Origin of the sequence: Azonexus sp., from assembly GCF_041909095.1 — a bacterium.
Lineage (GTDB): Bacteria > Pseudomonadota > Gammaproteobacteria > Burkholderiales > Rhodocyclaceae > Azonexus.
Genome location: NZ_JAYREB010000001.1, coordinates 46,324 through 71,896, shown reverse-complemented (window position 1 = coordinate 71,896; position 25,573 = coordinate 46,324). Strand labels below are relative to the sequence as shown.

Genomic DNA, 25,573 nt, shown 5'->3' with positions numbered 1-25,573 from the left:
GGGCTTTTGACGGCGGCTTGACGGGCCGCCGCCTATCGTTGGCGCCATCATCAACGTGGTGCGCGACAATGAACCAGACTCCCCCGATCGAACTCGAGTTTTCCAGCAAGTACGACGGCGCGCATGCGCTGCAGTATTTCCACAAGCACCGTGCCGGCTTCGCCCGCCGCCTGTCCGACTGGCGCGACCGCCAGCTCGCCCGGGCTGCCCTGCAACTGGCCGGCGACCCCGGCCTGGTGCTCGACCTGCCCTGCGGTGCTGGCCGCTTCTGGTCATTGCTCGGCGAACGTCCGAACCGGGTCATCCTCGCCGCCGACAACTCGCCGCACATGCTCGAGGTGGCGCGCCGCCAGCAGCCGCCGGAAATCGCCGGCCGCGTTCACACCTTCCGCACTTCGGCCTTCGCCATCGATCTCGATGACAGTGCCGTCGATTGCATCTTCTGCATGCGCCTGCTGCACCACATCGCCGAGCCGGAGCACCGGCTGGCGATGCTGCGCGAATTCCATCGCGTCGCCCGCGACACGGTGATCGTCTCGCTGTGGGTCGATGGCAACGTCAAGGCCTGGCGCCGCCGCCAGCTCGAGGCGAAGCGTGCGGCGCGCGGCGGCAACGCCAACCGCAACCGCTTCGTGGTGCCGGTGGCAACGATCGAGGGCGAGTTCGCCGCTGCCGGCTTCTCAATTCTCGGCCATCACGATTTTCTGCCCGGCTACGCGATGTGGCGGGTGTACACGCTGCGCAAACTGGCCTGAGCCGGTTTCCTGCCAAGTTCATGGCCTGCTCCTCCGGCGCCGGGGGCAAGGTCAGGGATTTTTCGGCGCCGTGACGAGGTATTGATGTCCGCTCTTGAAGTCGCCGGCGTGTTGCGCCGTTATTTCGCGCTGCTCTATGTTGCGCTGTTCTGCATGGTGGCGCTGTTCTGGCCGCAAGTGACGATTCGCGGCGGTGCCGCCTGGGGCTTCGCGCTCGCCGCCAGCGCCGCCTACGCCGGTCTCTACCTGGCGCTTGCCGCCTTGCCCTGTCTGCTGCTGTCGTTGCTGCCGCGCCGCCTGGCTTATCGCCAGCCGCTGCTGGCCGGTGCCGCGGTCGTCGGTGGCAGCCTGGTGCTGCTGGCGATGTACGCCGACTACCGCTTGTATGCGCTCTACCAGTATCACTTCAACGGTTTCGTCTGGAACCTGCTGACGACGCCGGGCGGCGTCGCCGCGCTCGGCGCGACGGCGTCCACCGAGGTGACGGTGGCGATCCAGGTGAGCGCCATCGTTCTCGCCAACCTGGCGGCGATGTGGGGCCTGCACCGTTACCGTCAGCTCGGCTGGCAGTTTCCGGCACGCCCGGCGGTGATCGCCGGCTTCGTCCTCGGTGGTCTGCTGGCCACTGAGGAAGTGGTCTTTGCCTACAGCGTCCATACCGGTCAGGAAGAACTGCTGGCGGCAGCCGACGCGATTCCCTTCCATATGCGTACCAGCAGCAAGACGCTGTTCCAGAAGCTCGGCGTCGAACGCCGTGCCTTGCAGTCGCTGCGCCTGGCCGGCGGCGACGTGGTCTATCCGGGCACTGCCATCGACAGCAGCCACCTGAAGCCGACCAACGTCATTGTCCTGGTCGCCGAATCCTTCCGCTGGGATCTGCTTGACCCGGAAATCACCCCCAATCTGTGGAAATTCTCGCAGCGCGCGACCCGCTACGAAAACCACTACAGCGGCGGCAACCGCACCCGGATGGGCCTCTTCTCGCTGTTTTACGGGGTCTATGCGCCCTACTGGTACAGCTTCGAGAAGCAGCGCACGGCGCCGGTCCTGATGAACGTGCTGCGCGAGCACGATTACCAGATCGCCGCCCATACCAGCCAGAGCTTCGATTACCCGGAACTGCGTCACACGGTGTTTTCCGGTGTGCCGGAAGCCAACCTGCAGGAAATCAGGACCGGCGAACCCTGGCAGCGCGACATCCGCAACATCGACGACCTGTCCCGCAAGATCGATCAGCGCGATCCGCGCCGTCCCTTCTTCGGCTTCATGTTCTTCGAGTCCACGCACGCGCCCTACAATTTTCCCGAGGATCAGGCGCTGCGCAGCGATTACCTGCGCGACATGAACTACATCGACCTCGATCTGCGCAACAACATCGGTGGCATCCACAACCGCTACATCAACGCCGCCCACCACATCGACGCCCAGGTCGGCCGTCTGCTCGAACACCTCGAGAAGACCGGCATGCTCGAAAAGACGGTGCTGCTGTTCACCGGCGATCACGGCGAGGAATTCATGGAAAAGGGGCGTTGGGGCCACGGTCACGGCAACACTTTCCCCGAGGAGCAGGTCCGGGTGCCGCTGGTGCTCTGGCGTCCCGGCGTTGCGCCGGCCGTGGTGACGCATCGCACCTCGCACCTGCAGGTGGCGCCGACGCTGCTTGCCGCGCTCGGTGTTGACCAGCCGGCGCGCAGCTACAGCTCGGCCGAGCCGCTCGATCGCGAACTTCCTTACTTCGTCTTCGGTGAGTACAACTACATGGGCATCGACGACGGCCAGCACAAGATCACCTTCCCCTTCACCGGCAGCGATTACTTCCGCTACAGCGTGTTTGACGAGAACGACAACCCGGTCGAGCGCGGGGCGCGCGACAGCATCGTCGCCGGCGCCACGCCGCTGCTCGACGAAGTGACCCGGGAAAGCCGCCGCTTCGTGCGCTGAGTCGCGTCAGCTGGCGAGCGGCAGTTCCAGGTCGACGCGGAAGCCGCCGCCGGCGAGATTGGCGGCGTTGATCGTGCCGCCGATCGAACTCATCACCCGGCGGGCGATCGCCAGCCCCAGGCCGTGCCCGTTGCCGACGGCGTTGCGGGTGCGGCGGAAGGGCTCGAAGATATAGGGCAGTTCATCCTCCGGAACGCCGGGGCCGGGGTCGAAGACGCTGATCCGGCAGCGCAGCTCATCGATCCTGCGGCTGACGATGCGGATCGTGCCGCCGTCCGGGGCGTGCTTCAGTGCGTTGCGCACGACGTTCTCGAGTGCCCGGTGCAGCAGCTCCGGATTGGCGTGCACGCGCAGGCCGCGGCATTCCTCGAGATCGACGATCTGGTGCCGCGCTGCCGCTTCCAGGCGGGCGTCCTCGATCAATTCGGCGATCAGTTCGTCGAGTTCGAACACCTCGACCTTGCCGTGAACGCCGGCTTCGAGGCGGGACAGCGTGAGCAGTTCGCCGACCAGCAGGTTCATCCGCTCGCCTTCGCGTTCCAGACGCTGCATCGTTTCTTCGAAGCGCTCGGGCTCCTGGCGGGCCAGGCCGATCGCCGCGTGCAGCCGCGCCAGCGGCGAGCGCAGCTCGTGCGAGACGTCGTGCAGCAGCCGGGTCTGGGCGTCGAGCAGCTTGTGCAGGCGCTCGCTCATGCGGTCGAAATCGCGGCCGAGGTCGGCCAGTTCGTCGCGCCGTCGACCCATCGCCGGGCCGATGCGCAAGCTGAGGTCGCCTTCGCTGGCGGCGGCGAAAGCCCGTTTCAGGCGCCGTACCGGGCGTGCCACGTACCAGGCGATGCCGGCAGCCGAAGCGAGGCTGGCGAGCAGGCCACTGATGATGTGCAGCCAGGGGACGCGCGGCTTGCGCGGGTCGGGGAAGGGCGGTGGCGCATCGCCCGGCCGGGCGAAGGGCGGTGGCTCGCCGGGAGGGGCGAATTCGCCCGGTGGCGGAGCGGGTGGCGCCAGCCGTTCGGCGAAGCGCGCTTCCATGTTGCGCCGTTCCGCCCAGAAAATTGCGCCGGTGGCGAGCACCGCGGCCAGTTGGGCGAGCCAGACGATCAGGAAAAACTTCCAGAACAGGCGGCCCATGGTCAGCTGGCGAGCATCTGGTAACCCTGGCGGAATACCGTCTGGATCGGCGAGCGGCCGTCGTCGAGCGGGCCGAGTTTCTGCCGGATGCTCGACAGATGGACGTCAATGCTGCGGTCGTAACGCGCCAGCGGCCGGCCCAGTGCCTGCTGCGACAGTTCGTCCTTGGCGACGGTTCGGCCGGCGTGGCGCGCCAGGACTTCGAGCAGGTTGAATTCGGTACTGGTCAGTTCGACCGCCTGACCGCGCCAGTAGGCCCGGCGCTGGGCCGGCTGCAGGCTGAGCGGGCCGACCGCGATTTCCGCCTGCGGGTCGGTGCTGGGGGCGCCGCGGCGCAGGATTGCCCGTAGCCGGGCTGCCAGCTCGCGCGGCAGGCAGGGTTTGGGCACGTAGTCGTCGGCGCCGAGCTCGAGGCCGACGATGCGGTCCATGTCGTCGCCGCGCGCGGTCAGCATCAGCACCGGCAGCCGGCTCGCCGCGCGGATGCGGCGCAGCGCCTCGATGCCGGAGATGCCCGGCATCATCACGTCGAGCACGGCGATCGCGAACTGCCCGGAAAGCGCTGCCTGGACGCCGCTTTCACCATCGTGGGCGAGCGTCACGGTGAAGCCGTCGCGGCGCAGGTAGTCGGCCAGCATGCCGGCCAGTTCCACGTCGTCGTCGATGAGCAGCACGGCTGCCATTTTTTGCTCCGGAAGTTCGTTTCGAGCCCGCATGATAGCCATAGGCAGCGTGCCATGGTGCTGTTTTTACAGCCTTTTACCTGCGCTTGCCGCGCTGCCGGCAGTTATTGCCGGTGCCGGGTTTTGGCTGGAAATTACCCCTTCCGGCGGCGATTTCAGGGCCTGTTTGGCGTTTGAAACGATTTTCTTGACGAGTTTTTACCCGCTTTAACCCGGTTCGTCGCCAATTTTGATCGCTGTTGGCCGATAAATTGCACTACAGGAGGCGTCGAAAGCCATTTCGATCTCATCAACCGTTTTCCAGGAGCGCATCATGATCAGCGGTATTGGCAACACCACGGCCTTGAGCCAGTTATTCTCCCGCCTCGACAGCAAGGGGCAGGGCTATCTCGAGAAGAGCGATTTTGCCTCGGCCTTCAGCGCCATCGGCGAAAGCGATGAAAGCACCATCGCCGATGTCTTTGCCGTGCTCGACGGCGACAGCGACGGCAAGGTTACCGAAAGCGAGTTTTCCAGTACCTTGAGCCAGTTGCAGCAGGAACTGGACAGCCAGTTCACCCAGATGCGCATGCAGGGCATGGCCGGCCAGGGGCCGCAGGGCATGGCCGGTGGCATGCCGCCACCGCCGCCGAACGACGAAGGTTTTACCGAGGACGAGCTGACGGCCCAACTGGAAGAAATCGGCGACTCCGACAGCGCTCGCGCCAGCCTGATTTCCGACATCGTTTCCAATTTCGAGGCGGCCGATACCGACAGCGACGGCAAGGTCAGCTTCCAGGAGGCGATGGCCTACAAGAACGAGCAATCCGGCGAAACCGATACCACCGCGCAGGCCCAGGCGGCGGCGTTGCAGCCGCCGCCGCCGCCGCCGGCCAACGACGCCGGTTTTACCCAGGATGAACTGGAAGCCCAACTGGAGGAAATCGGCAACTCCGACAGCGCCCGCGCCGGACTCATTTCCGACATCGTTTCCAATTTCGAAGCGGCCGATACCGATGGCGACGGCAAGGTCAGCTTCAAGGAAGCCATGGCCTACAAGGAAGAGCAGTCGGGCAGCAGCACGGCGCAGCAGACGGCCAGTGACGAAACCCAGGTCATGCAGCGCATCATGCAGTTGGTGCAGGCCTACGGCCGTTCAGACGAGTCGACGGCGAGCAGCCTGTTGTCCACGCTGGCGTAAGTCATGCGGGAAGGGGGCGGATCGCCGGGCGATCCGCCTATTTTCAGTGCTGTTCCGCTTCGGCCGGGAGCAACTGGTTGAGCAGCACGGCGAGCACGCCGCACAGGCTGATGCCCTGCAGCGAGAAGCTGCCGATGGTGACGCCGAGACCGCCGATGCCGGTGACCAGCGTTACCGAGACGATGCACAGGTTGCGCGCGCTGCTTAGGTTCACCTTGGCGTCGAGCAGCGTCTTCAGGCCGATGCCGGCGATCGAGCCGAAGAGCAGCACCATGATGCCGCCCATCACCGGCAGCGGGATGGTCTGCAGCAGGGCACCAAACTTGCCGACGAAAGCCATCAGGATGGCGAAGCAGGCGGCCCAGGTCATCACCACCGGGTTGTAGTTCTTGGTCAGCATGACGGCGCCGGTGACTTCGCCGTAAGTGGTCACCGGCGGGCCGCCGAACAGGCCGACGACGTTGACCGCCAGCCCGTCGCCGAGCAGGGTGCGGTGCAGGCCGGGGCTTTCGGTGAAGTCCTTGCCGGCGACCGAGCCGATGGCGAGGATGCCGCCGACGTGCTCGACGATCGGCGCGATGGCGACCGGGATCATGAAGAGGATCGCCGCCAGGTTGAACTCGGGCGTGCCGAAAGCCGGCATGGCGATCCACGCCGCCTCGTTCACCTTCGAGAAATCGACGATGCCGAGGAAGAGCGAGACGACGTAGCCAACGGCGACGCCGACCAGGATCGGTACCAGCTTCAGCAGGCCGCGGGCGCGGATGGCGGTGAGCATCGTTGCCAGCAGCGAGATGGCGGCGATGGCGATGGCTGTTTCGTAGGGAACGACCTGCGCGTCGCCGGCCTTGCCGGTCGCCATGCCGACGGCGACCTGGGCCAGACCGAGACCGATCACCATGACCACCGGGCCAATCACCACCGGCGGCAGCAGCTTGTGGATCAGCCCGACGCCGCGCCATTTCACCAGGCCGGCGGCGACGTAATAGAAGAAGCTGGCCGAGGCCAGTGCGCCCAGCGTCGCCGGCATGCCCCAGGTCTGTACCGAATAGATCACCGGCGCGATGAAGGCGAAGCTGGAGCCAAGGTAGATCGGCACCTGGCGTTTCGTGCAGATCTGGAAAATCAGCGTGCCGACACCGGCGCCAAGCAGCGCCAGGCTCGGATTCAGGCCGGTGAGCAGCGGCACCAGCACGGTGGCGCCGAAGGCGACGAAAAGGATTTGCGCCCCGGAAAGCGCGGTCCGCCAGACCGGATCTTGTGTCGTGCTCATGCTTCCTTGGTCCCGAAGATCTTGTCGCCGGCGTCGCCCAGGCCGGGGATGATGTAGCCGTGTTCGTTGAGGTGGCTGTCGATGGCGGCGGTGTAGATTTCCACCTCGGGATGCGCCGCGTTCAGCGCTGCGATGCCCTCCGGCGCGGCGACCAGCACCAGCGCCTTGATCTGCTTGCAGCCCTTGCGCTTCAGCATGTCGATGGTGGCGATCAGCGAACCGCCGGTGGCCAGCATCGGGTCGATGATCATCGCCAGGCGCTCGTCGAGCTGGCCGACGAAGCGCTCGAAATACGGCTCCGGCATCAGCGTTTCATGGTTGCGGGCAATGCCGACGACGCTGACCTTGGCGTTCGGAATCAGGTCGAGCACCCCGTCCAGCATGCCGATGCCGGCGCGCAGGATGGGCACCACGGTGACCTTCTTGCCCTTGATCTGGTCGATCTCGACCGGGCCGCACCAGCCTTCGATGCTCACCTGCTCCAGCTCGAAATCGCGGCAGGCCTCGTAAGTCAGCAGGCGGGCCAGCTCGGCCGCCAGCTCGCGGAATTTCTTGGTGCTGATCTCGCCTTCGCGCATCAGCCCGATCTTGTGTTTGACCAAAGGATGGCGGACTTCGATCACCGGCATGCTTTTCCCCTCGCGCGCGTCTGCGCAAAGTGCGAAGCTTAGTCGATCCGCCCGCCGGATGCACGGCGCTTGCGCCGTTTCGCCGGCCTGGCGGAGAATCGCGCGGTGCTGCGCGACTACCGCCCGCCACTTGACCGATGAACACCGATATTCTCCACGCATGACCCACAAAGCCTTCTGGGAAGACCCTTACGCCAGCACGCACCGGACGGTGGTGACGGCGGTCGATGGCGACACGGTCGAACTGGCGTCAACGATCTTCTTCGCCTTTTCCGGCGGCCAGGAAAGCGATCACGGGAGCATCGGCGGCGTCGCCGTCGTCGAAGCGAGCAAGGAAGGCCAGCGCCTCCGCTATCGCCTGGCTGCCGGGCACGGCTTGCAGCCCGGCCAGCCGGTCGAGGTGGCGATCGACTGGGCACGCCGTTACCGCCTGATGCGCCTCCACTTCGCCGCCGAACTGGTCCTCGAACTCGCCGGCCGGGCCTTGCCCGGGGCGCTCAAGGTCGGCGCGCATATCGCCGCCGACAAGGCGCGGATCGATTTCCGCTGGCCGGAGAGCATTGCCCCGCTGCTGCCGGAACTGGCGGCCAGCGCCAACCAGATCATTGCCGCCGACCTGCCGATCCGCACCGCTTTCGAAGACATCGAAAACGAGCGGCGCTACTGGGAAATTGCCGGCTTTTCGCGGGTTGCCTGCGGCGGGACCCATGTCCGCTCGACCGGCGAGGTCGGGCCGCTGCGGCTCAAGCGCAACAACATCGGCAAGGGCAAGGAGCGGATCGAGATATTTCTTGCTGGGGATTGAGCGGGGCGCGCGTTCTTTGGTGTGTTTTTGGGGGTGCTGAACCGCTGGGTTCCGCCGTTGACCGGCGGGCGTACTTTTTCTTGTTTGGCCAAGAAAAAGTAGCCAAAAAGAAGGCCACCCCTAGGTCGGCGCCCCGCTACGCGGGGTCCCCTGCGCTACTCGGGCCGGCGGGCGTCTCGCTAAACTCGGCCCTGCGGGCCTCAAACAACGCGAGCCGACACCCCCCGCCAACCCTGCGTTGCTCGGCACCTCCCAAGGGGCCCGGTACACCGAACGCAGTTTTTCCGGTGTTCGTTTTGTCGGCCGCAGCTCAAAGCCGCCGAGGTCGATTTCATGTTCGAACAGATGATGCACCGCATGCTCGAAACTGCCCGGCAACAACTGCTTCGCCAGATCCACCGCCAGGAAGCGGGGGCTGGTGTCGATCCACTTATAGCGCGCCATGCTGCTGCTCCCCAAACCCGTTGCGCATTGGAACCTTGATATTCCATATGGTTCACGGCACGATCCCGGCATGAAGAGAATTTTTCTACAGCTTCGTTATGAGCCAAGGAGGAATTTATGGACATAAACACTTTTTTAACTGCATTGGCTGCACAAACGATTGTCCTCGGGGTGGTTGGTTTTTTATCTAAATCAATCGTGGTTCACTTCCTAAATAAAGATGTGGAGTTATTCAAATCTAAGCTCCAAGCTGATGCCTCGAAACAGATTGAGGACTTCAAGTCCACTCTTGAGATAGAGCGCACTAGATTACAAATTTCATACGGTGGAATTTTTGCGAAGCAAGCAGATGTTCTTATGAGGTTATATGAGCTATTGCTTAATCTTGAGGCTGAGATTAATTCTGGAATCGTGGGGGTCGCAGCATGGAACGAATATCAAGAAAAGTTGGATGCCTACAAGATTTACTACCACGAAAATCGAGCATTAATACCTGAAGAATTAGATGCGTTTGCGTTAGAGGCGATGCGGGTTGGTCGTGAAATATTGAGTGATTCACTAAAGGACGAGCGGTCTTCAACTTTAGTTCCGGTATTCCGTGGTGCAAAAGAAAAGTGCTTGTCTGAAATTAGAAAGCTGTTAGCGGTAGTTGTCCCACGAGGCTCGTAACATGGAACTCAACATCGCTCACTTCGTTTGCTGGAGGCTGCGCGTTAAAACCGCGTAGCGCCGGTTAGTATTACGTTCGGCATTCACGCTCAACAAGGGGAATCAGATGAAAGTTAGAAGAATTATTTCTGTGGTAGCAACCGCATTTACGCTATCTGCTTGTGTGGCCACTGCACCAAGGCTCAACATTAGCGACCCACAAGCAGTATCAGGTGCGATCAGCATCAACCGGGACGACTTCAAGAAAGTCACAAACTATAAGGGGCCGAATGCTTCGCCCGACATTCTTGACCAAGTGTTCATCCGCGCATGGAAGACTGATGCGACTGGAAGTATCTCTTATCAAATCTACGTTATGGACTATTACAACGGCGATTGGCGCTTTTACCATTCCGCATATGATTCAAACGGCAACAGCCTAAACACCACACAAATTTCCCGAGATGTCGGCTCATGCAGTCGCTACGGCTGTTCTAAGGAGGAGCATCTCGGATTGAACGTTACGCGAGAGTATCTGGAGAAAAATCAAGACTCCGGCATTCGCTTCAAAGTGAGCGGCAAAGCTGGTGAGGAAATCTTCGTCATACCAGGTGGGTATATAAGGGCGTTCCTTTCTGTCGCTAAGTAAATGCCGAATATTGCGCTTCAGCGGAAGCTGCGCGATAAAGCCGCGCAGCGCCCCAGAGCTTGAACGTAGGGCATTGCCGTGATTCGCGCTTTTAATTATTGACCGGGCGAGGTCGTGCCCGGTTGGTTTTCGGGGTCCCCCTGGGAGGCGCTGAGCAACGCAGGCGGGCCGGGGGTAGTCGGCTGGCGTTGTTTGAGGCCCGCAGGGCCGAGTTTAGCCAGCCGCCCGGACCGTCGAGTAGCGGAAGGGACCGGGCGTAGCCCGGCGCCGACCTGGGGGTGGCTTTCTTTTTGGCTACTTTTTCTTGGCCAAACAAGAAAAAGTACGCCCGCGCGTCAGGCGCGGAACCCGGCGCTTCAGAAGCCAAAGCCGCAAAGCCGCCCGCCGGTCACCGGCGGAAAACAGCGCGTCTACTGGAACAGAAACCCGCCACCTCGCCGCCGGATCGGCATCACTGCCCGGAGAGCGCCGCGCCGGGGGAACATTCGTCGCAGCGGTGTATCTCCACCGTGACGTGAGCGATTTCCTCGTGGATGGCGAGGGCCTGGCGGATGGCGAGCGGGGTCAGCGCGCTGTCGTGGGTGAGCAGCGAGATGGCACAGGCGTAGGCGCCGTTGCCGACGCGCCAGACGTGGAGGTCGGTGATCTGCGTGCCGGGTGGCAGTTCGCCGATGACTTCGCGGATTTCCTCGACCACCGGGTGGTCCATCTCGCGGTCGAGCAGGACGCGGCTGGTGTCGCGCAGCAGGTTCTTCGCCCACAGCGCGACGAGCACGGCGCCGACCATGGCGCAGGCGGGGTCGAGCCAGTTCCAGCCCCACAACCAGCCGCCGGCGAGGGCAGCGATCGCGAGGACCGAGGTCAGCGCGTCGGTGAGGACGTGGATGTAGGCGGCCTTGAGGTTGAGGTCGTCGTGGCCGTGGTGATGATCGTGCCCGTGGTCATGGCCGTGCCCATGTTCATGACCGTGATGGTCGTGGCCGCCGGCGCGCAGCAGGATCGCCGCGCTGCCGAGGTTGACGGCGAGGCCGAGGACGGCGACCAGCATGGCTTCGCCGTAGGCGATCGGCGCCGGTTCGATCAGGCGTTCGATGCCGCCCCAGACCATCAGCGCGGCGACGCCGAGCAGGAAGAGGGCGCTGGTGTAGCCGGCGAGAACTTCGATCTTCCAGGTGCCGAAGGCGAAGCTGGGGTCGTTGGCGTATTTGCGGGCGGCGGCGTAGGCGAGGCTGGCGAGGCCGATGGCGAGCGCGTGCGAACTCATGTGCCAGCCGTCGGCGAGCAGCGCCATCGAGTTGAACCACCAGCCGGCGGCGATCTCGACGACCATCGTGATCAAGGTCAGCCAGAGTACCCAGCGGGTGCCGGTTTCGGCGCGCGCGTTGCCGGCGCCGTAGTTGTGCGTCTGTTCCCAGCGCGAGAGGTCGAGGTGTGCGTTCATTGTTGTCCGTAGGTGCTGAATTTATCCATCACTGCTGCCATGTCGACCGCGTCGAGCAGCACCGGTTCGCCGAGCTGGCAGGCGCGCCAGTATTGTTCGCAGAGTTCTTCGAGTTCGACGGCGAGGGCGAAGGCTTCGTCGAGGTCGCGGCCGGCGACGAGCAGGCCGTGGTTGGCGAGCAGGCAGCCGCGCCGGCCGGCCATGGCGGCAAGCGCCGCCGCCGACAGCGCCGGCGTGCCGAACAGCGCGTAGTCGGCGCAGCGCACGGTATCGCCGCCGAAGCGGGCGATCATGTAGTGGAAGGGGGGGATGGCGCGGCGCAGACAGGCCAGCGTGACGGCGAACGGCGAGTGGGCGTGCAGGACGGCGCCGACTTCCGGGCGGCTGGCGTAGAGGTCGCGGTGGAAGCGCCATTCCGACGACGGCTTGCGGTGGCCGCTGAAGCTGCCGTCGGCGCTATCGTCGATCGCCATGAGCGGGATGTCGTCGGCTTCCAGCGCGTCGTAGGGCATGCCGGTCGGCGTGATCAGGAAGCCGTCGCCGCAGCGCACGCTGAGGTTGCCGGCGGTGCCGCGGTTGAGGCCGGCCGGGCGCATGGCGCGGGCGGCGGCGATCAGCTTGTCGCGCAATTCGCTCATGCCGTTTCTTCCGGGTAGAGATCGAGCAGGCCGGCGCGGCTGGCCGGGCAGGCGCCGCGTTCGGTGATGATGGCGGCGACCAGGCGGGCCGGGGTGACGTCGAAGGCCGGGTTGGCGACGGCTTCGTCGGCCGGGAGCTGGCGCACGGCGGCCGGCGTGCCGCGGGAATCGGTGCCGTGTACGAGGCGGAATTCGTCGCCGTCGCGTTCCTCGATCGGGATCGCCGCGCCGTCGGCGCAGGCGAAATCGAGCGTCGAGCGCGGCGCGGCGACGTAGAAGGGAATGTCGTTGTCGGCGCAGGCCAGCGCCTTCAGGTAGGTGCCGACCTTGTTGGCGACGTCGCCGTTGGCGGCGATGCGGTCGGCGCCGACGATCACTGCGTCGACTTGGCCGCTGCACATGAGGAGGCCGGCCGCGTTGTCGGCGAGCAGGGTGTGCGGTACGCCGTGCTGGGCGAGTTCCCAGGCGGTGAGCAGACCCTGGTTGCGCGGCCGGGTTTCGGAAACCCAGACATGCACCGGCAGGCCGGCGTCGTGCGCGGCATAGACTGGGGCGAGCGCGGTGCCCCAGTCCACGGTGGCGAGCCAGCCGGCGTTGCAGTGGGTCATCACGTTGAGCACGCGGCTGTCGCGGCGTGGCAGGCGGCGTAGCAGCTCCAGCCCGTGCTGGCCGATTGCTGCGTTCTGCGCGACGTCTTCCTCGGCGATCGCCGCTGCTTCTGCCCAGGCGGCGCTGCCCCGTTGTGCCGGCGGCAGGGGGCGCAGGACCTTGTCGAGGCGGGCCAGTGCCCAGTGCAGGTTGACCGCGGTCGGCCGGGTGGCGCCGAGGATGGCAATCGCTTCGTCCAGGCGGGTGTCGCCGGCCTCGTCATTGAGCGCGATGGCCAGGCCGTAGGCGGCGGTGGCGCCGATCAGCGGCGCGCCGCGCACCTGCATGGCGCGGATCGCGTGCGCCGCTTCGTCCAGCGTACCGACGCCAACCCAGTGCAGCGCGTGCGGCAGGCGGGTCTGGTCGATGATTTCGATGGCGCGCCGAGCGGAGTCGGCACGCAGGGTGCGGGTGGGGATGCCGTGGATGTTCATGGGTCGGCATTGTGGCATAGTGACCGCCCGCCTTTCATCCCGTCCGCGCATGGAAACCCCGATCCGCATCGACTCCCGCTTCCCGGCCATGGGAACGACGATCTTCACCGTCATGTCGCGGCTCGCCGCCGAGACCGGCGCCGTCAATCTGGCGCAGGGCTTCCCCGATTTCCAGGCCGAGGATGCGCTGTTCGACGCGATGCACCGCCATATGCGGGCCGGCCGCAACCAGTACGCGCCGATGGCCGGCATGCCGGAACTGCGCACGGCGATCGCCGGCAAGGTGGCGTCGTCGTACGGCGCGACCTACGACATAGAGCATGAAATCACCGTCACCGCCGGCGCGACGCAGGCGATTTTTACCGCGATTGCCGCCTTCGTCCGGCCCGGCGACGAGGTGATCGTCTTCGCCCCGGTGTACGACAGCTACGTGCCGGCCATCGAAACGGTTGGCGGCAAGGCAATCTACGCCCATCTGCGCTTTCCCGACTACGCGCCTGACTGGGATGAAGTGCGGGCGCTGATCACGCCGCGCACGCGGATGATCGTCATCAACTCGCCGCACAATCCGACCGGCGCGCTGCTTTCCGCCGCCGACCTCGACGCGCTGGCGAGCGTTATTCGGGGCACTGAGGTCGTCGTCTTGTCCGACGAAGTCTACGAGCACATCGTGTTCGATGGCGAGGCGCATGCCAGCCTCTGCGGCCATGCCGAACTGGCGGCGCGCAGCATCGTCGTCTCCAGCTTCGGCAAGACCTATCACATCACCGGCTGGAAAATCGGCTACGTGGTCGGCCCGGCAGCGCTGATGGCGGAGTTCCGCAAGGTGCACCAGTTCAACGTGTTCACCGTGCACGGGCCGTCGCAACTGGCGATTGCCGACTACATGCAGGACGCCGCGCGCCATCTCGGCCTCGCCGCCTTCTATCAGGAAAAGCGCGATGCCTTCCGGCAATTGCTGGCGGCGACGCCGTTCGAATTGCTGCCCTGCCGCGGCACCTATTTCCAGCTGGCGCGCTACGAGCGCATTTCCGACCTGCCCGACACCGCCTTCGCCGAATGGCTGACGCGCGAGGTCGGCGTCGCCGTGATTCCGGTTTCGGTATTCGAGCCGGACGGGCGCGACGACAAGGTGGTGCGTTTCTGCTTCGCCAAGCGCGAGGAAACCCTGGCCGCGGCGGCGGAGAGGCTGCAGCGGGCGTTTTCCCCAGGAAGATGAAAAATTGCAAAGCGCCTTGACCGCGCCCGGCGTGCCGCCGAATAATGCGCCGGGTATTTACAACACACCGGAAAGGGGAAGCGCATGGGCATGTTGCAGGAGTTCAAGGAATTCGCCGTCAAAGGCAACGCGATGGATCTCGCGGTCGGCGTCATCATCGGCGCCGCCTTCGGCAAGATCGTCGATTCGGTGGTCGGCGACCTGATCATGCCGTTGATCAGCATGGTCGTTGGCAAGCTCGATTTTTCCAACCTCTTCGTCGTCCTCGGCGACAATCCGCAGAATCTCGCCACCCTGGCCGAACTGAAGAAGGCTGGCATCCCGGTCTTCGCCTACGGTTCCTTCTTCACCATCCTGGTCAATTTCGTCATCCTCGCCTTCATCATCTTCATGATCGTCAAGCAGATGAACCGCTTGCGCAAGGAAGAGCCGGCGCCGGCGCCGGCCGAACCGCCAGCGCCGGCGGAGGATGTCGTGTTGCTGCGGGAAATCCGCGATGCGCTGCGCAAGTGAGTGCTCGCCAAAAATCAGCTCGGGGCCGCCGCCAGGCGGCCTTTTGCATCGTGGGCTTGCGCGCTGGTGCAAGCAATCGTAAGCAACTGTTAATCCGGTCCCCGAACGGCAAGTGCTGTGCGTTAATGACATCATGACAACAACACCGGAGAGTAGAACATGAAGCGCAAGCTCATCCTGATCGCGCTGCTCGGCAGTTTGCTCGGCGCTTGCGCCGTGGTGCCGGCCGATCCTTATTACGACGACGATGTGATCGTCACCGCACCGCCGCCACCGCGCGTCGAGTACCCAGGATACGCGCCTTATCCCGGTCATGTCTGGATCAGCGGTTACTGGTCCTGGGGCGGTCGGCAGCATGTCTGGGTACCGGGACGCTGGGTTGAACCGCGCCCGGGCCATGTCTGGGTGCAACCGCGCTGGGTCCAGGATGGACGTCGCTGGCGCATGCATGAGGGGCGCTGGGAGGCCGGTCCGCCGCACCGCGGGGCGCCGCCGCATGTCGTGCCGCCGCCGCACGTGGTACCGCCACCGCGGCGCGATTTCGATGATCGGCGTGACGACAGACGCGATGACCGGCGTTTCGACCGCCGGGACGACCGTCGGGATGACCGTCATTGGCCAGGGCAGTCGCCGCGTGGCCGTGACGATGGGCAGTCGGGCCGCGACTACCGTGGCGGTACGCCACATGTGGTGCCGCCGCCCCGCCCGCGCGACGAGGGTCGCACGCGGCGCGACTATCGGGCCGATCCGCCACCGCCGCGCAGTGATCGCGACTATCGGCGCGAACAGCGCAAGCGGGACGAGGCGCGGGATGCCGTGGATCGCTACCGCAATTTGCCGCCCGATACCGATCGCTGAACAGCTTCTCCCCAAACGGCGGCCACGGGCCGCCGTTTTTCATCCGGCACCGTGGCTGGCGCCAAACACCGTCTGCCACAGGGCAGCGACGGCAGCAATGTGCTTTTCCACCTGTTCGCGCGGCACCGGTGCCTTCGGTGTTGCCGACAGGCGGCGGGCGTGCTGCAGGCGGCGGTATTCGCGGTAGGCATTGCCGGCAGCCAGCGCCTGCGCCGGATCGATCAGGCCCAGCTCGCCGGCAATGCGCAGCAGCGCGATGTTGCCCAGGTTGCCGGTCAGTTCGCAGTGCCGGTGGGCGTGCCCGAGCACCAGGTACTGGACGATGAACTCGACGTCGATGATGCCGCCTGGGTCGTGCTTGAGGCCGAACATTTCATCGCTGTTCGAGGCGTGCGCGTCGTACATCTTCTGGCGCATGGCGACGACCTCGTCGCGCAGCTTGTCGAGATCGCGCGGCTGGCGCAGGATTTCGCAACGGATGCTCTCGAAGCGAGCGCCCACTTCGCTATCGCCGGCGCAGAAACGCGCCCGGGTCAGCGCCTGGTGTTCCCAGGTCCAGGCGTGCTTGAGCTGGTAGTCGCGGAAGGCGTCGACGGTCACCGCGAGCAGCCCGGCGTCGCCGTTCGGACGCAGGCGCAGGTCGGTCTCGAACAGGATGCCGGCCGGCGTCTGGCTCGACAGCCAGGTGTTCAGGCGCTGGGCCAGGCGGGTGTAGTTCTCCTGCGCGTCCTGGTCGTCATCGTCGTAGAGGTAGACGAGGTCGAGGTCGGAGGCGTAGCCGAGTTCCTTGCCGCCCATCTTGCCGTAGCCGATGACGGCGAAGCGCGGCGTTTCGCGGTGGCGTTTCTTGATCTTGGTCCAAACCAGCGGCAGGGTTTCCTGGACGATGCTGTCGGCCAGTTCGGTGAGGTGGTCGGACAGCTTTTCGATGGTCTGCAGGCCGGCCAGGTCCTGGGCCAGCAGGCGAAACACCTGGCCGTGGTGCATCTCGCGCAGGATGTCCATCTCGCGTTCGGTGTCGTCGCGGTGGTCGGCCAGATTGCGTTGCAGCAGGTCGCGGAAAGCGGCCCAGTCGGTGGCGATTTCGTAGAGCCGGGGATCGAGCAGTTCGTCGAGGAGCAGCGGGTGACGGTTCAGGTAGTCGCTCGCCCAGGTCGAGGCGCCGACCATGTCGGCGACGCGCTTCAGGGCCAGCGGATATTGTTGCAGTAGCGCCAGGTAGGCGCCGCGGCGGGCGATGCCTTCGAGCAGGGCGATGCCGCGGACCAGCGTCGTGTCCGGGTCGGGCGTCTGGCCGGCAGCTTCGATCAGGCGCGGGCCGACGGCGTCGAGGCGCTGCCGGTTGCTCGCCGGCAGTTGCTGGTAGCGGCTGGAGCTGCGCAGGTCGCCGAGGCGGGCAATGGCGTCGGCCGGCCGGCGGAAGCCGAGGTTGCCGAAGGCTTCGAGCGCGGTGTCGTCGTCGAGCTGGCCGAGCCAGAGGCCGGTCAGCGGGTGGTCGCCGGCTTCCGGGTCGGAGAAGACCGCTTCGAAGTGGCGGCTGACCTTCTGCCGGTGATCGTCGAGTACGGCGAGCAGCGCCGGCCAGTCGGCGAAATCCATGCTCGCCGCGATCTTCTGGCGCTCGTCCGGATCGCTCGGCAGCATGTGTGTCTGCGCGTCGTTCACGTACTGCAGTCGATGTTCCAGGCGGCGCAGGAAGACGTAGGCGGCGTGTAATTCCTGTTCGGTCTCGGCCGGGATCAGCTGGCGCCCGACCAGCAGCTTGAGCACCTGCAGGGTCGGCCGGATTTGCAGGCCGGGGTCGCGGCCGCCGCGGATCAGCTGGAACACCTGGGCCATGAACTCGATTTCGCGGATGCCGCCGGGGCCGAGCTTGATGTGGTCGACCATGTCCTTGCGCGCGACCTCGCGGCGGATCTGCGCGTGCAGGTCGCGCATTGCGTTGATCGCGCCGAAGTCGAGGTACTTGCGGAAGACGAAGGGGCGGGCGATCTTCTGCATCGCTTCGACCCATTCCGGCTGCAGGTTGATGCCGGCGTTCATCGTCCGCCCCTTGATCCAGGCGTAGCGTTCCCACTCGCGACCCTGGGTGATGAAGTAGTTTTCCAGCGAGTCTAGCGAGCAGACCAGCGGGCCGGAATCGCCGTTCGGGCGCAGCCGCATGTCGACGCGGAAGACCTGGCCGTCGGCGGTGATGTCGCCAAGCGCCTGGATCACGCGCTTGCCCAGACGGGTGAAGAAATCGTAGTTTTCGATCGACTTCGGGCCGGCGGTGTCGCCTTCCTCGGGATAGACGAAGATGTAATCGACGTCGGAGGAAACGTTCAGCTCGCGCCCGCCGAGCTTGCCCATGCCGATCACCAGCAGGCGCTGCGGCCGGCCGCGGCTGTCGAGCGGCTCGCCATAGGTGGCGGCGAGCTGGCGGTGGTAGTGGGCGAGGGCGAAGTTGGTGGTGACGTCGGCGAGCAGGGTCATGCTCTCGACCACTTCGGCGAGCGGCGCCAGACCGCACAGGTCGCGCAGCATCAGGTGGGCCATGGCGCGGTGACGCAGGCGGCGCAGCGCCGACTTGAGTGCTTCGTCGTCGGCGAAATCCTGGGTCAGCGGGGCCGTCAGCAGGGCTTCGTCGAGCGGCTGCAGCCAGCTTGCCGCCAGTTCTGGAAGCAGCGCCGGGTGCGCCTGCAAGAGGTTGCTCAGGTAGCGGCTGTGGGCGAGGGCGGCCTGCCAGCGGGGGTCGGGAAGGGTGTCCATGGGATTCTGTCGGCAACGGGGCGAGAAGGTAGAATACGCCCTCAAATAAATTTTCCCGATTGTAGTGACCTCCGACCGCATCTGGCAAAGCGACGCGACGCTTGAATAATCCGTCCGGCCAAAACGAAACCAGCGCTGCCCATCTGATCCACCAGGGGCTGTATTACCGGCTGCACGGCCTGCGCGCCTTGCTCGGCCGGCCTTTTGTCGCGTCCGCGCTGCGCCTCGGCGGCTGGCTGCTGGTTGCCGGCTGGCTGTTGTTCGTCATGCTGGTCCTGCTGCTGCGCTTTGCCGTGCTGCCCTCGATCACCGACTATCGGGCCGACATCGAGCGCCTGGCGGGCAAGGCGGTGGGTCAGGAAGTGCGCATCGGCAGCATTGCCGCCCACTGGCGCGGCCTCAACCCGGAACTGGTGCTCGATGGCGTCTCGCTGCTGGCGGCCGATGGCGCGCCGAGCTTCTCGCTGCAACGGGTTGATGCTGTCCTCTCCTGGCACACCCTGTGGCGCCTGCGCCCGGTGCTGGCGCTGCTTTCCTTCGACCATCCCGTGCTACATGTGCGCCGTGCCGGCGACGGGAAAATCAGCGTTGCCGGCATCGAATCGAGCGGCGACAGCGATCCGGCCTTTGCTGAATGGGTGCTCGAACAGAAGCGCATCCGCATCCACGACGCGACCATCGTCTGGGAGGATGCCTTGCGCGGCGCGCCGCCGCTGATTCTCGAAGACCTCCAGTTCGGCCTCGACAACCGCGGGCAGCACCATCGCTTCGGCCTGTCGGCGGTGCCGCCGGCCGAACTGGCAGCGCGCATCGACCTGCGCGGCGAGATCGACGGCGACCTGCATGACGCCTTCGAACGTTACGCCGGCAATCTCTACCTCGAACTCGAATACGCCGATCTGGCCGGCTGGCAGCCCTGGTTCGACTACCCGGTCGACCTGCCGCACGGGCGCGGCGGCCTGCGCCTGTGGGGCGAGATCGAAGAGGGCGAAAGCCGGCTCACCGCCGATCTGGCGCTGCAGGAATTGCGCATCCGCCTCGGTCGCAAGCTGCCGGCACTCGATCTTGACCGTCTGCACGGCCGGGTTACCGCCACTTACGGCAAGGCGGCCTGGTCGGTCGCCGCCCGCCAGCTGGAGCTGCAGACCAGCGACGGCATCCGGCTGGCGCCGACGGATTTCCAGCTCGACTGGCGGCAGACTGCCGCCGCGATCAACGGCAACTTCCGGGCGAACCAGCTCGACCTCGCGGTGCTTTCCCGACTCGCCACCTTCCTGCCGCTCGATTCGCGGACCCGCCAGCTGCTGCTCGCCTACGCGCCGCAGGGGCAGATCAGCGAATTGCGTACGAGCTGGGGGCTGCAGGGCGAGAGCCTGGCGCGTTACGCGCTGGCGGCCAGGTTCGCCGATCTGGGTGTGCGCGCCGAGAGCTATTTTCCGGGCGCCCGCGGCCTGGCCGGCAGCATCGACCTGAGCGAGAAGGGCGGCCGCCTCAACATCGATGCCGCGGCTTCCGCGCTCTCGTTGCCGGCGGTCTTCCCCGAGCCGGACATCGGTTTCGACCAGCTCAAGGCGCGGGTCGGCTGGACGCAGGCCGCGGACGGCGTGCGGGTGGACATCGAGCGGGTCGATTTCAGCAGTCCCGACGCCACCGGCAACGCCCACGGCAGTTATCACTACAACGGCGACGGGCCGGGCGTGATCGACCTCCAGGCGAGCATCAGCCGTGCCGATGGCAGCGCGGTCTGGCGCTACATGCCGCACGCGGTGAACGCCGAAGCCCGCGCCTGGCTGAGGCGCGGCATCGTCGGCGGCACGGCGCACGACGCCCGCCTGGTGCTGCAGGGCAATCTGCGCGATTTTCCCTTCCGCGACCCGGCGACCGGCAAGTTCCTGGTTACCGCCAAGGCGAGCAAGGCCCGCGTCGACTACGCCGACGGCTGGCCGGTGATCGACGACATCGAAGCCGACATGGCTTTCGATTACGGCATGCGGGTCAATGCCAGCGCCGGCCGCATCCTCGGCGCCAGCCTCGGCAACGTCGCCGTGACCATCCCCGACTTCGACGTCCATGACGAAATGCTGCTGGTGCGTGGCGCAGCCAGCGGACCGACCGCCGCCTTCCTGGAATTCATCGAGCGCAGTCCGGTGGCGGCCTCGATTGATCACTTCACCGAAGGCATGCGTGCCATCGGCAACGGGCGGCTCGACCTCGAACTCGACATCCCGCTGCGTCGGGCGCTGGAAACCCGGATGCGCGGCAGCTATCACTTTCACGACAATCAGGTGCATCTGGTCGACGGCCTGCCGATGATCGGCCAGGTCAACGGCCGGCTCGACCTCACCGACAAGTCGGTGGCGGCCAGCGAGATCACCGGTCGCGGCTTCGGTGGGCCGCTGCGCGTCAAGGTCGGCAGCGAGGGCGGCAAGGTCCTGGTGTCGGCGGCAGGCAGCGCGGCGATCGGCGAAGTCGCCAGTCATTTCGGCTGGCCGCTGCTCGACCAGCTGGCGGGCAGCACGCCGTGGAAGGCCGATGTCGCGATCCAGAAACGCAACGCCTACGTACTGGTGACTTCCGACCTGGTCGGCATCAGTTCGCCGCTGCCCGATCCGTTGAACAAGACAGCGACCGCCCGCCTGCCGCTGCGCATCGAACGCAGTGCGCCGAGTGCCGGTAGCGAGCAGTACCGCATCACGCTCGGCGACGTCGCCCGTGGCACCGTCGTCCGCCGTGATGGTAAATGGGCGCAGGGGGTCTTCGCGGTCGGCAATGGCGACGCCAGCCTGCCGCCGCAGGGGCTGGTGGTGCGGCTCGCCGCGCCGCGCCTCGACGGCGACGCCTGGCGCACCTTCCTCAGCCTGGGCCAGAATGGCAGCAACGGCGGTGGCAATGGCGACAGCGGCTTGGTACTCGCCGAAGTCAGCGTCAAGACGCCGCAGCTGCACCTGTTCGGCAGCGATTACCACGACATCGACCTGCGCGTCGCGCCGCAGGGCGCCGCCTGGCGCATCTCGCTGCAGGCGCCGGAAGCGGCCGGCGAGCTGACCTGGCGCGGTGCCGACGATGGCTGGATCGAGGGCCGTTTCCGCCACCTGCGCCTGGCCCAGCCGGAAAGCGGCGGGCCGGCCGGCAGCGAAAGCAGCGTCATCGATTCGCTGCCCGGCATGAATCTCGAGGTCGACGACCTCTGGCTAGGCAAGAAGTCGCTCGGCCACCTCGAACTGCGCGCCCGCAACCTGCGCGGTTCCTGGCTGCTGGAGAAGCTGCGTCTGCGCAATCCGGATGGCGAACTGAGCGGCAGCGGTCGCTGGACGCGCGGCGCCCGGCAGCGCACCGACCTCGATTTCGAACTGACTGCCGCCGACAGCGGCAAGCTGCTCACCCGGCTCGGCTACGCCAACGCCGTCCGCCAGGGCAAGGCGCGGCTGGCCGGCAGCCTGCGCTGGGATGGCGCGCTGACCGCGCTGCATTACCCGAGCCTGAGCGGCGAACTTGAAGTGAAGGCGGAAAAGGGCCAGTTCAACAAGCTCGAACCCGGCGTCGGCCGCCTGCTCGGCCTGATCTCGCTGCAGTCGCTGCCACGCCGCCTGACCCTGGATTTTCGCGATCTCTTCAGCGAAGGCCTGGCCTTCGACAGTATCGACGGCAAACTTTCCATTGCCGGCGGCGTCATGAAAACCCTTGCCCCGCTCAACATCAGCGGGCCGGCGGTGCAGGTGGCGATCGACGGCAGCACCGACCTGCAGCACGAGACCCAGGACCTGATGGTCGTCGTCCGGCCGGAGATGAGCGGCCTGGCAATCGGTGCCGCGACCCTGGTCAATCCGGTGGCTGGCGCCGCGGCGCTGGTCGCCAACACGGTGCTGAAAAGCCCGCTCAACCAGCTTTTCAGCTACCGTTACCATGTCACCGGCAACTGGAGCGAGCCGCTGGTCGACAAGGTCGGCAAGAGTGAAGCGGCCGCCCCGGCCGCAGTCCCCGAGGAGCAGAAACCATGACCCCGCAGAATTGCCGCATCGCCGCCCTGCAGATGGTGTCCGGCCCGCGCGTTGCCGACAACCTGGCCGTCGCCGCTCGCCTGGTCGACGCGGCGGTGGCGCAGGGTGCGCAACTGGCCGTGCTGCCCGAGTACTTTCCGGTCATCGGCGCCGCCGACGCCGACCGCGTGCGGGCGCGCGAGGATTTCGGCCGCGGCCCGGTGCAGGACTGGCTGGCGCAGACCGCGCAGCGCCACGGCCTGTGGCTGGTCGCCGGATCGATCCCGCTGACGGCGAGCACGCCCGACAAGATGCTGAACAGCAGCCTGGTCTTCAACCCGCAGGGCGAATGCGTCGCCCGCTACGACAAGATCCACCTGTTCGGCTTCAGGAAGGGCGACGAGGCCTACGACGAAGCCGCCTTCATCGAAGCCGGCAAGACGCCGGTGGCGGTGAGCACGCCGTTTGGCCGCATCGCCCTGTCGATCTGCTACGACCTGCGTTTCCCCGAGCTTTACCGCGGCCTTGGTCCGGTCGACCTGATCCTGGTGCCGGCCGCCTTCACCGAGACGACCGGGCGCGCCCACTGGGAAATCCTGCTCCGTGCCCGCGCCATCGAGAACCAGTGCTACCTGCTGGCGGTCGGCCAGGGTGGTCGCCACGAAAGCGGTCGCCTGACCCACGGCAACAGCATGATCATCGATCCCTGGGGCGAGATTCTCGACCGCAAGCTGAAGGGGCCCGGCGTCGTCATCGCCGACCTCGACCACCAACGCATCGCCGACGTTCGCGAGAGCCTGCCGGCGCTCGCCCACCGCAAACTATAAGGAAGTCCCATGAGCCAACCCAACGCGCTGGCGCAAGCCGAATCCCTGCTGCTGACGCCCTTCTCCCTGAGCGAGGCGGACCTGTCGCGGACCTTCGGGCAGATCCTGACGCACCAGGTCGATTACGCCGACCTCTACTTCCAGTATTCGCGCTCCGAGGCTTGGAGCCTCGACGAGGGCATCGTCAAGTCGGGCAGTTTCAACATCGACCAGGGGGTCGGCGTGCGCGCCATTTCCGGCGAGAAGACCGCCTTCGCCTACTCCGACGACATCAGCGCCGCCGCATTGGGCGACGCCGCCAGCGCGGTGCGCGCCATCGCTGCCGCCGGCCAGACCGGCGCGCTGCCGGCGCTGCGCGCGTCGACCGGAGCGCGCGCGCTTTACCTGCCGAACGACCCGCTCGCCTCGCTGCCGGCCGAGGCCAAGGTCAAGCTGCTTGAACGCCTGGAAGGCTTCGCCCGCGCCCTTGATCCGCGCGTGCTGCAGGTCAATGCCTCGCTCGCCGGCGAGTACGAGGTGATCCTGGTCGCCGGTTCCGACGGTCGGCTGGCCGCCGACATCCGGCCGCTGGTGCGCTGCTCGATTTCGGTCATCGTTGAAGAAAACGGCAAGCGCGAGCAGGGCGCCGCGGGCGGCGGTGGCCGCTTTGACTTCGGCTATTTCGACGATGTCGTGCTGCAGCGCTACGCCCAGGAGGCGGTGCACCAGGCAGTGACCAACCTCAAGGCCGAACCGGCGCCGGCCGGTCAGATGACCGTCGTCCTCGGCGCCGGCTGGCCCGGCATCCTGCTGCACGAAGCGGTCGGCCACGGCCTTGAAGGCGATTTCAACCGCAAGGGCAGTTCGACCTTCGCCGGGCGCATCGGCGAGCGCGTTGCCGCCAAGGGCGTCACCGTCATCGACGACGGCACCATCGCCGACCGCCGCGGTTCGCTCAATATCGACGACGAGGGCAACCCCTCGCAACGCACCGTGCTGATCGAGGACGGCATCCTCAAGGGCTACATGCAGGACAGCCTGAACGCCCGCCTGATGGGCGTCGCGCCGACCGGCAACGGGCGCCGTGAATCCTTCGCCCACCTACCGCTGCCGCGCATGACCAACACCATGATGCTGGCCGGCAGCCACGATCCGCAGGAAATCATCGCCTCGGTCAAGAAGGGCATCTACGCCGCCAACTTCGGTGGCGGCCAGGTCGATATCACCAGCGGCAAGTTCGTCTTCTCGATGAGCGAGGCCTATCTGATCGAGGACGGCAAGGTGACGCGGCCGATCAAGGGGGCGACGCTGATCGGCAACGGGCCGGACGCAATGACCCGCGTTTCGATGATCGGCAACGACCTCAAGCTCGACCCCGGCGTCGGCACCTGCGGCAAGGAAGGGCAGAGCGTGCCGGTCGGCGTTGGTCAGCCGACACTGCGGATCGATGGACTGACCGTAGGCGGAACGGCATAATTACGGCTTGGCTGACAAAGGGAGTCGATTGATGCGCGCGATCCTGTTTCTGGCAGGTCTGATGGCAAGTGGTGCCTTGTTCGCGCAGACGCCGGCGCATCAACGCATGCAGGCCCTGCTGGCCGATCCGGCGGCGTTGCAGGCGGCGGTGGCGGCCGGCGGCAAGGCCAGCTTCTTCTGCGCCAACTGCCACGGCGAAAACGGTATCTCGAAGACGGGCGATGTACCCAACCTGGCCGGCCAGCATCCCGATTACCTGCTCGAGCAGATTCGCAAGTTCGGCACCGGCGAGCGCAAGGATGCCTTCATGCAGGGGCTGATCAAGGTGCTCAGCGACGAGGAGCGGGCGCAGGTCACCCTCTACTACGCCAAGGTCAAGGTGCCGCCGAACCAGTCCGATCCTGCTCAGGCAGCGCGCGGCAAGGTTTTGTTCGACAAGCTCTGTGTCCGCTGCCATGGCCAGGACGCCCACGGTGGCAAGACCTTTCCCCGGCTGGCCGGTCAGCAGCGCGCCTATCTGCAGAAGTCGATCACGCATTACCGCGACGGTACCGGCGTGCGTAACGACAAGCTGATGGCGATCGCCACCTCGGTGCTCAAGGACGACGACATCGTTGCCCTGGCGCATTACCTGACGCAACTGCCCTGAATCGCGCAGCGTCGATTTCGTCCTTCGC

General features: G+C 65.9%; 23 protein-coding genes. 14 read left to right on the top strand and 9 right to left on the bottom strand.

The genetic code is table 11. The features are described from left to right. The first annotated feature begins 68 nt into the window (after nt 1-68). Both ACE3OV_RS00330 and ACE3OV_RS00325 read left to right on the top strand, forming a co-directional pair. Nucleotides 69-755, top strand: a complete 687-nt coding sequence (locus ACE3OV_RS00330) for a class I SAM-dependent methyltransferase (RefSeq protein WP_374323877.1) — start codon at nt 69-71, stop codon at nt 753-755. An 84-nt stretch (nt 756-839) separates the two neighbouring features. Beyond that, the gene (locus ACE3OV_RS00325) at nt 840-2,696 is read left to right on the top strand and encodes a sulfatase-like hydrolase/transferase (RefSeq protein WP_374323875.1); all 1,857 of its coding nucleotides are present in this window, start codon (nt 840-842) and stop codon (nt 2,694-2,696) included. 6 nt (nt 2,697-2,702) lie between these two features. Here the strand turns inward: ACE3OV_RS00325 and ACE3OV_RS00320 are convergent, their stop codons facing one another. Beyond that, complete coding sequence (locus tag ACE3OV_RS00320) at nt 2,703-3,824, bottom strand: sensor histidine kinase (RefSeq protein ID WP_374323874.1); 1,122 nt, start codon at nt 3,822-3,824, stop codon at nt 2,703-2,705. 2 nt (nt 3,825-3,826) lie between these two features. Beyond that, entirely contained in the window at nt 3,827-4,507 is a 681-nt protein-coding gene (locus ACE3OV_RS00315; RefSeq protein ID WP_374323872.1) for a response regulator transcription factor, read from the bottom strand. A gap of 31 nt (nt 4,508-4,538) precedes the next feature. Between ACE3OV_RS00315 and ACE3OV_RS00310 the strand changes: the two genes are divergently transcribed. Both ACE3OV_RS00310 and ACE3OV_RS00305 read left to right on the top strand, forming a co-directional pair. Next, nucleotides 4,539-4,718, top strand: coding sequence for a hypothetical protein (locus ACE3OV_RS00310; RefSeq protein WP_374323870.1), 180 nt, complete (start codon nt 4,539-4,541; stop codon nt 4,716-4,718). A 102-nt stretch (nt 4,719-4,820) separates the two neighbouring features. Beyond that, entirely contained in the window at nt 4,821-5,687 is an 867-nt protein-coding gene (locus ACE3OV_RS00305) for an EF-hand domain-containing protein (RefSeq protein ID WP_374323868.1), read from the top strand. A 43-nt stretch (nt 5,688-5,730) separates the two neighbouring features. Here ACE3OV_RS00305 and ACE3OV_RS00300 read toward each other — a convergent pair whose 3' ends face one another. Together ACE3OV_RS00300 and upp are read right to left on the bottom strand one after the other, a co-directional pair. Next, nucleotides 5,731-6,960, bottom strand: a complete 1,230-nt coding sequence (locus tag ACE3OV_RS00300; RefSeq protein WP_374323866.1) for a uracil-xanthine permease family protein — start codon at nt 6,958-6,960, stop codon at nt 5,731-5,733. Continuing rightward, a complete protein-coding gene (gene upp, locus ACE3OV_RS00295; RefSeq protein ID WP_374323863.1) occupies nt 6,957-7,589 on the bottom strand; it encodes a uracil phosphoribosyltransferase in 633 nt (210 codons plus the stop codon). The genes ACE3OV_RS00300 and upp overlap by 4 nt, the downstream gene beginning before the upstream one ends. Nucleotides 7,590-7,749: 160 nt before the next feature. Between upp and ACE3OV_RS00290 the strand changes: the two genes are divergently transcribed. Continuing rightward, on the top strand, nt 7,750-8,394 hold the full coding sequence (locus tag ACE3OV_RS00290) for a hypothetical protein (RefSeq protein WP_374323861.1): 645 nt from the start codon (nt 7,750-7,752) through the stop codon (nt 8,392-8,394). 120 nt (nt 8,395-8,514) lie between these two features. Here the strand turns inward: ACE3OV_RS00290 and ACE3OV_RS00285 are convergent, their stop codons facing one another. Further along, nucleotides 8,515-8,838: a hypothetical protein gene (locus tag ACE3OV_RS00285; RefSeq protein WP_374323859.1), complete on the bottom strand. Its 324-nt coding sequence runs from the start codon at nt 8,836-8,838 to the stop codon at nt 8,515-8,517. Nucleotides 8,839-8,955: 117 nt separating this feature from the next. Here ACE3OV_RS00285 and ACE3OV_RS00280 point away from each other — a divergent pair, with 117 nt between their 5' ends. Both ACE3OV_RS00280 and ACE3OV_RS00275 read left to right on the top strand, forming a co-directional pair. Then, complete coding sequence (locus ACE3OV_RS00280; protein WP_374323857.1) at nt 8,956-9,507, top strand: hypothetical protein; 552 nt, start codon at nt 8,956-8,958, stop codon at nt 9,505-9,507. Between the two features lie 106 nt (nt 9,508-9,613). Further along, nucleotides 9,614-10,135 carry a hypothetical protein gene (locus tag ACE3OV_RS00275; protein WP_374323856.1) on the top strand — a complete coding sequence of 174 codons (522 nt, stop codon included), beginning with the start codon at nt 9,614-9,616 and terminating at the stop codon, nt 10,133-10,135. Between the two features lie 451 nt (nt 10,136-10,586). Here the strand turns inward: ACE3OV_RS00275 and dmeF are convergent, their stop codons facing one another. From dmeF to mtnA, 3 genes are read right to left on the bottom strand one after another with little or no spacing between them, the layout of a single operon-like run. Then, nucleotides 10,587-11,576: a CDF family Co(II)/Ni(II) efflux transporter DmeF gene (dmeF, locus tag ACE3OV_RS00270; RefSeq protein WP_374323854.1), complete on the bottom strand. Its 990-nt coding sequence runs from the start codon at nt 11,574-11,576 to the stop codon at nt 10,587-10,589. Continuing rightward, on the bottom strand, nt 11,573-12,214 hold the full coding sequence (locus ACE3OV_RS00265) for a class II aldolase/adducin family protein (protein WP_374323852.1): 642 nt from the start codon (nt 12,212-12,214) through the stop codon (nt 11,573-11,575). Before ACE3OV_RS00265 ends, dmeF begins: the two co-directional genes overlap by 4 nt. Next, the gene (gene mtnA / locus ACE3OV_RS00260; RefSeq protein WP_374323850.1) at nt 12,211-13,296 is read right to left on the bottom strand and encodes an S-methyl-5-thioribose-1-phosphate isomerase; all 1,086 of its coding nucleotides are present in this window, start codon (nt 13,294-13,296) and stop codon (nt 12,211-12,213) included. The genes ACE3OV_RS00265 and mtnA overlap by 4 nt, the downstream gene beginning before the upstream one ends. 49 nt (nt 13,297-13,345) lie before the next feature. On the opposite strand from mtnA, the gene ACE3OV_RS00255 reads away from it, so the two are divergent. The 3 genes from ACE3OV_RS00255 (at nt 13,346) to ACE3OV_RS00245 (ending at nt 15,886) form a co-directional block, all read left to right on the top strand. Further along, on the top strand, nt 13,346-14,515 hold the full coding sequence (locus ACE3OV_RS00255) for a pyridoxal phosphate-dependent aminotransferase (RefSeq protein WP_374323849.1): 1,170 nt from the start codon (nt 13,346-13,348) through the stop codon (nt 14,513-14,515). Between the two features lie 84 nt (nt 14,516-14,599). Next, entirely contained in the window at nt 14,600-15,028 is a 429-nt protein-coding gene (gene mscL, locus ACE3OV_RS00250; protein ID WP_374323847.1) for a large conductance mechanosensitive channel protein MscL, read from the top strand. Nucleotides 15,029-15,187: 159 nt separating this feature from the next. Then, nucleotides 15,188-15,886: a YXWGXW repeat-containing protein gene (locus tag ACE3OV_RS00245; protein WP_374323845.1), complete on the top strand. Its 699-nt coding sequence runs from the start codon at nt 15,188-15,190 to the stop codon at nt 15,884-15,886. Between the two features lie 39 nt (nt 15,887-15,925). On the opposite strand, the gene glnE is transcribed toward ACE3OV_RS00245, so the two are convergent. Next, nucleotides 15,926-18,637: a bifunctional [glutamate--ammonia ligase]-adenylyl-L-tyrosine phosphorylase/[glutamate--ammonia-ligase] adenylyltransferase gene (glnE, locus tag ACE3OV_RS00240; RefSeq protein ID WP_374323843.1), complete on the bottom strand. Its 2,712-nt coding sequence runs from the start codon at nt 18,635-18,637 to the stop codon at nt 15,926-15,928. A 101-nt stretch (nt 18,638-18,738) separates the two neighbouring features. Between glnE and ACE3OV_RS00235 the strand changes: the two genes are divergently transcribed. Genes ACE3OV_RS00235 through ACE3OV_RS00220 form a run of 4 tightly spaced genes read left to right on the top strand, consistent with a single transcriptional unit; the run spans nt 18,739 to nt 25,545 of the window. Next, complete coding sequence (locus ACE3OV_RS00235) at nt 18,739-22,635, top strand: YhdP family protein (protein ID WP_374323840.1); 3,897 nt, start codon at nt 18,739-18,741, stop codon at nt 22,633-22,635. Then, nucleotides 22,632-23,441 (top strand): carbon-nitrogen hydrolase family protein, encoded by an 810-nt coding sequence (locus tag ACE3OV_RS00230; protein WP_374323839.1) that lies wholly within the window; start codon nt 22,632-22,634, stop codon nt 23,439-23,441. The genes ACE3OV_RS00235 and ACE3OV_RS00230 overlap by 4 nt, the downstream gene beginning before the upstream one ends. A 9-nt stretch (nt 23,442-23,450) precedes the next feature. Continuing rightward, nucleotides 23,451-24,896, top strand: coding sequence for a metalloprotease TldD (gene tldD / locus ACE3OV_RS00225; protein ID WP_374323837.1), 1,446 nt, complete (start codon nt 23,451-23,453; stop codon nt 24,894-24,896). Nucleotides 24,897-24,927: 31 nt separating this feature from the next. Beyond that, nucleotides 24,928-25,545 (top strand): cytochrome c, encoded by a 618-nt coding sequence (locus ACE3OV_RS00220; RefSeq protein ID WP_374323835.1) that lies wholly within the window; start codon nt 24,928-24,930, stop codon nt 25,543-25,545. Nucleotides 25,546-25,573: the final 28 nt, after the last annotated feature.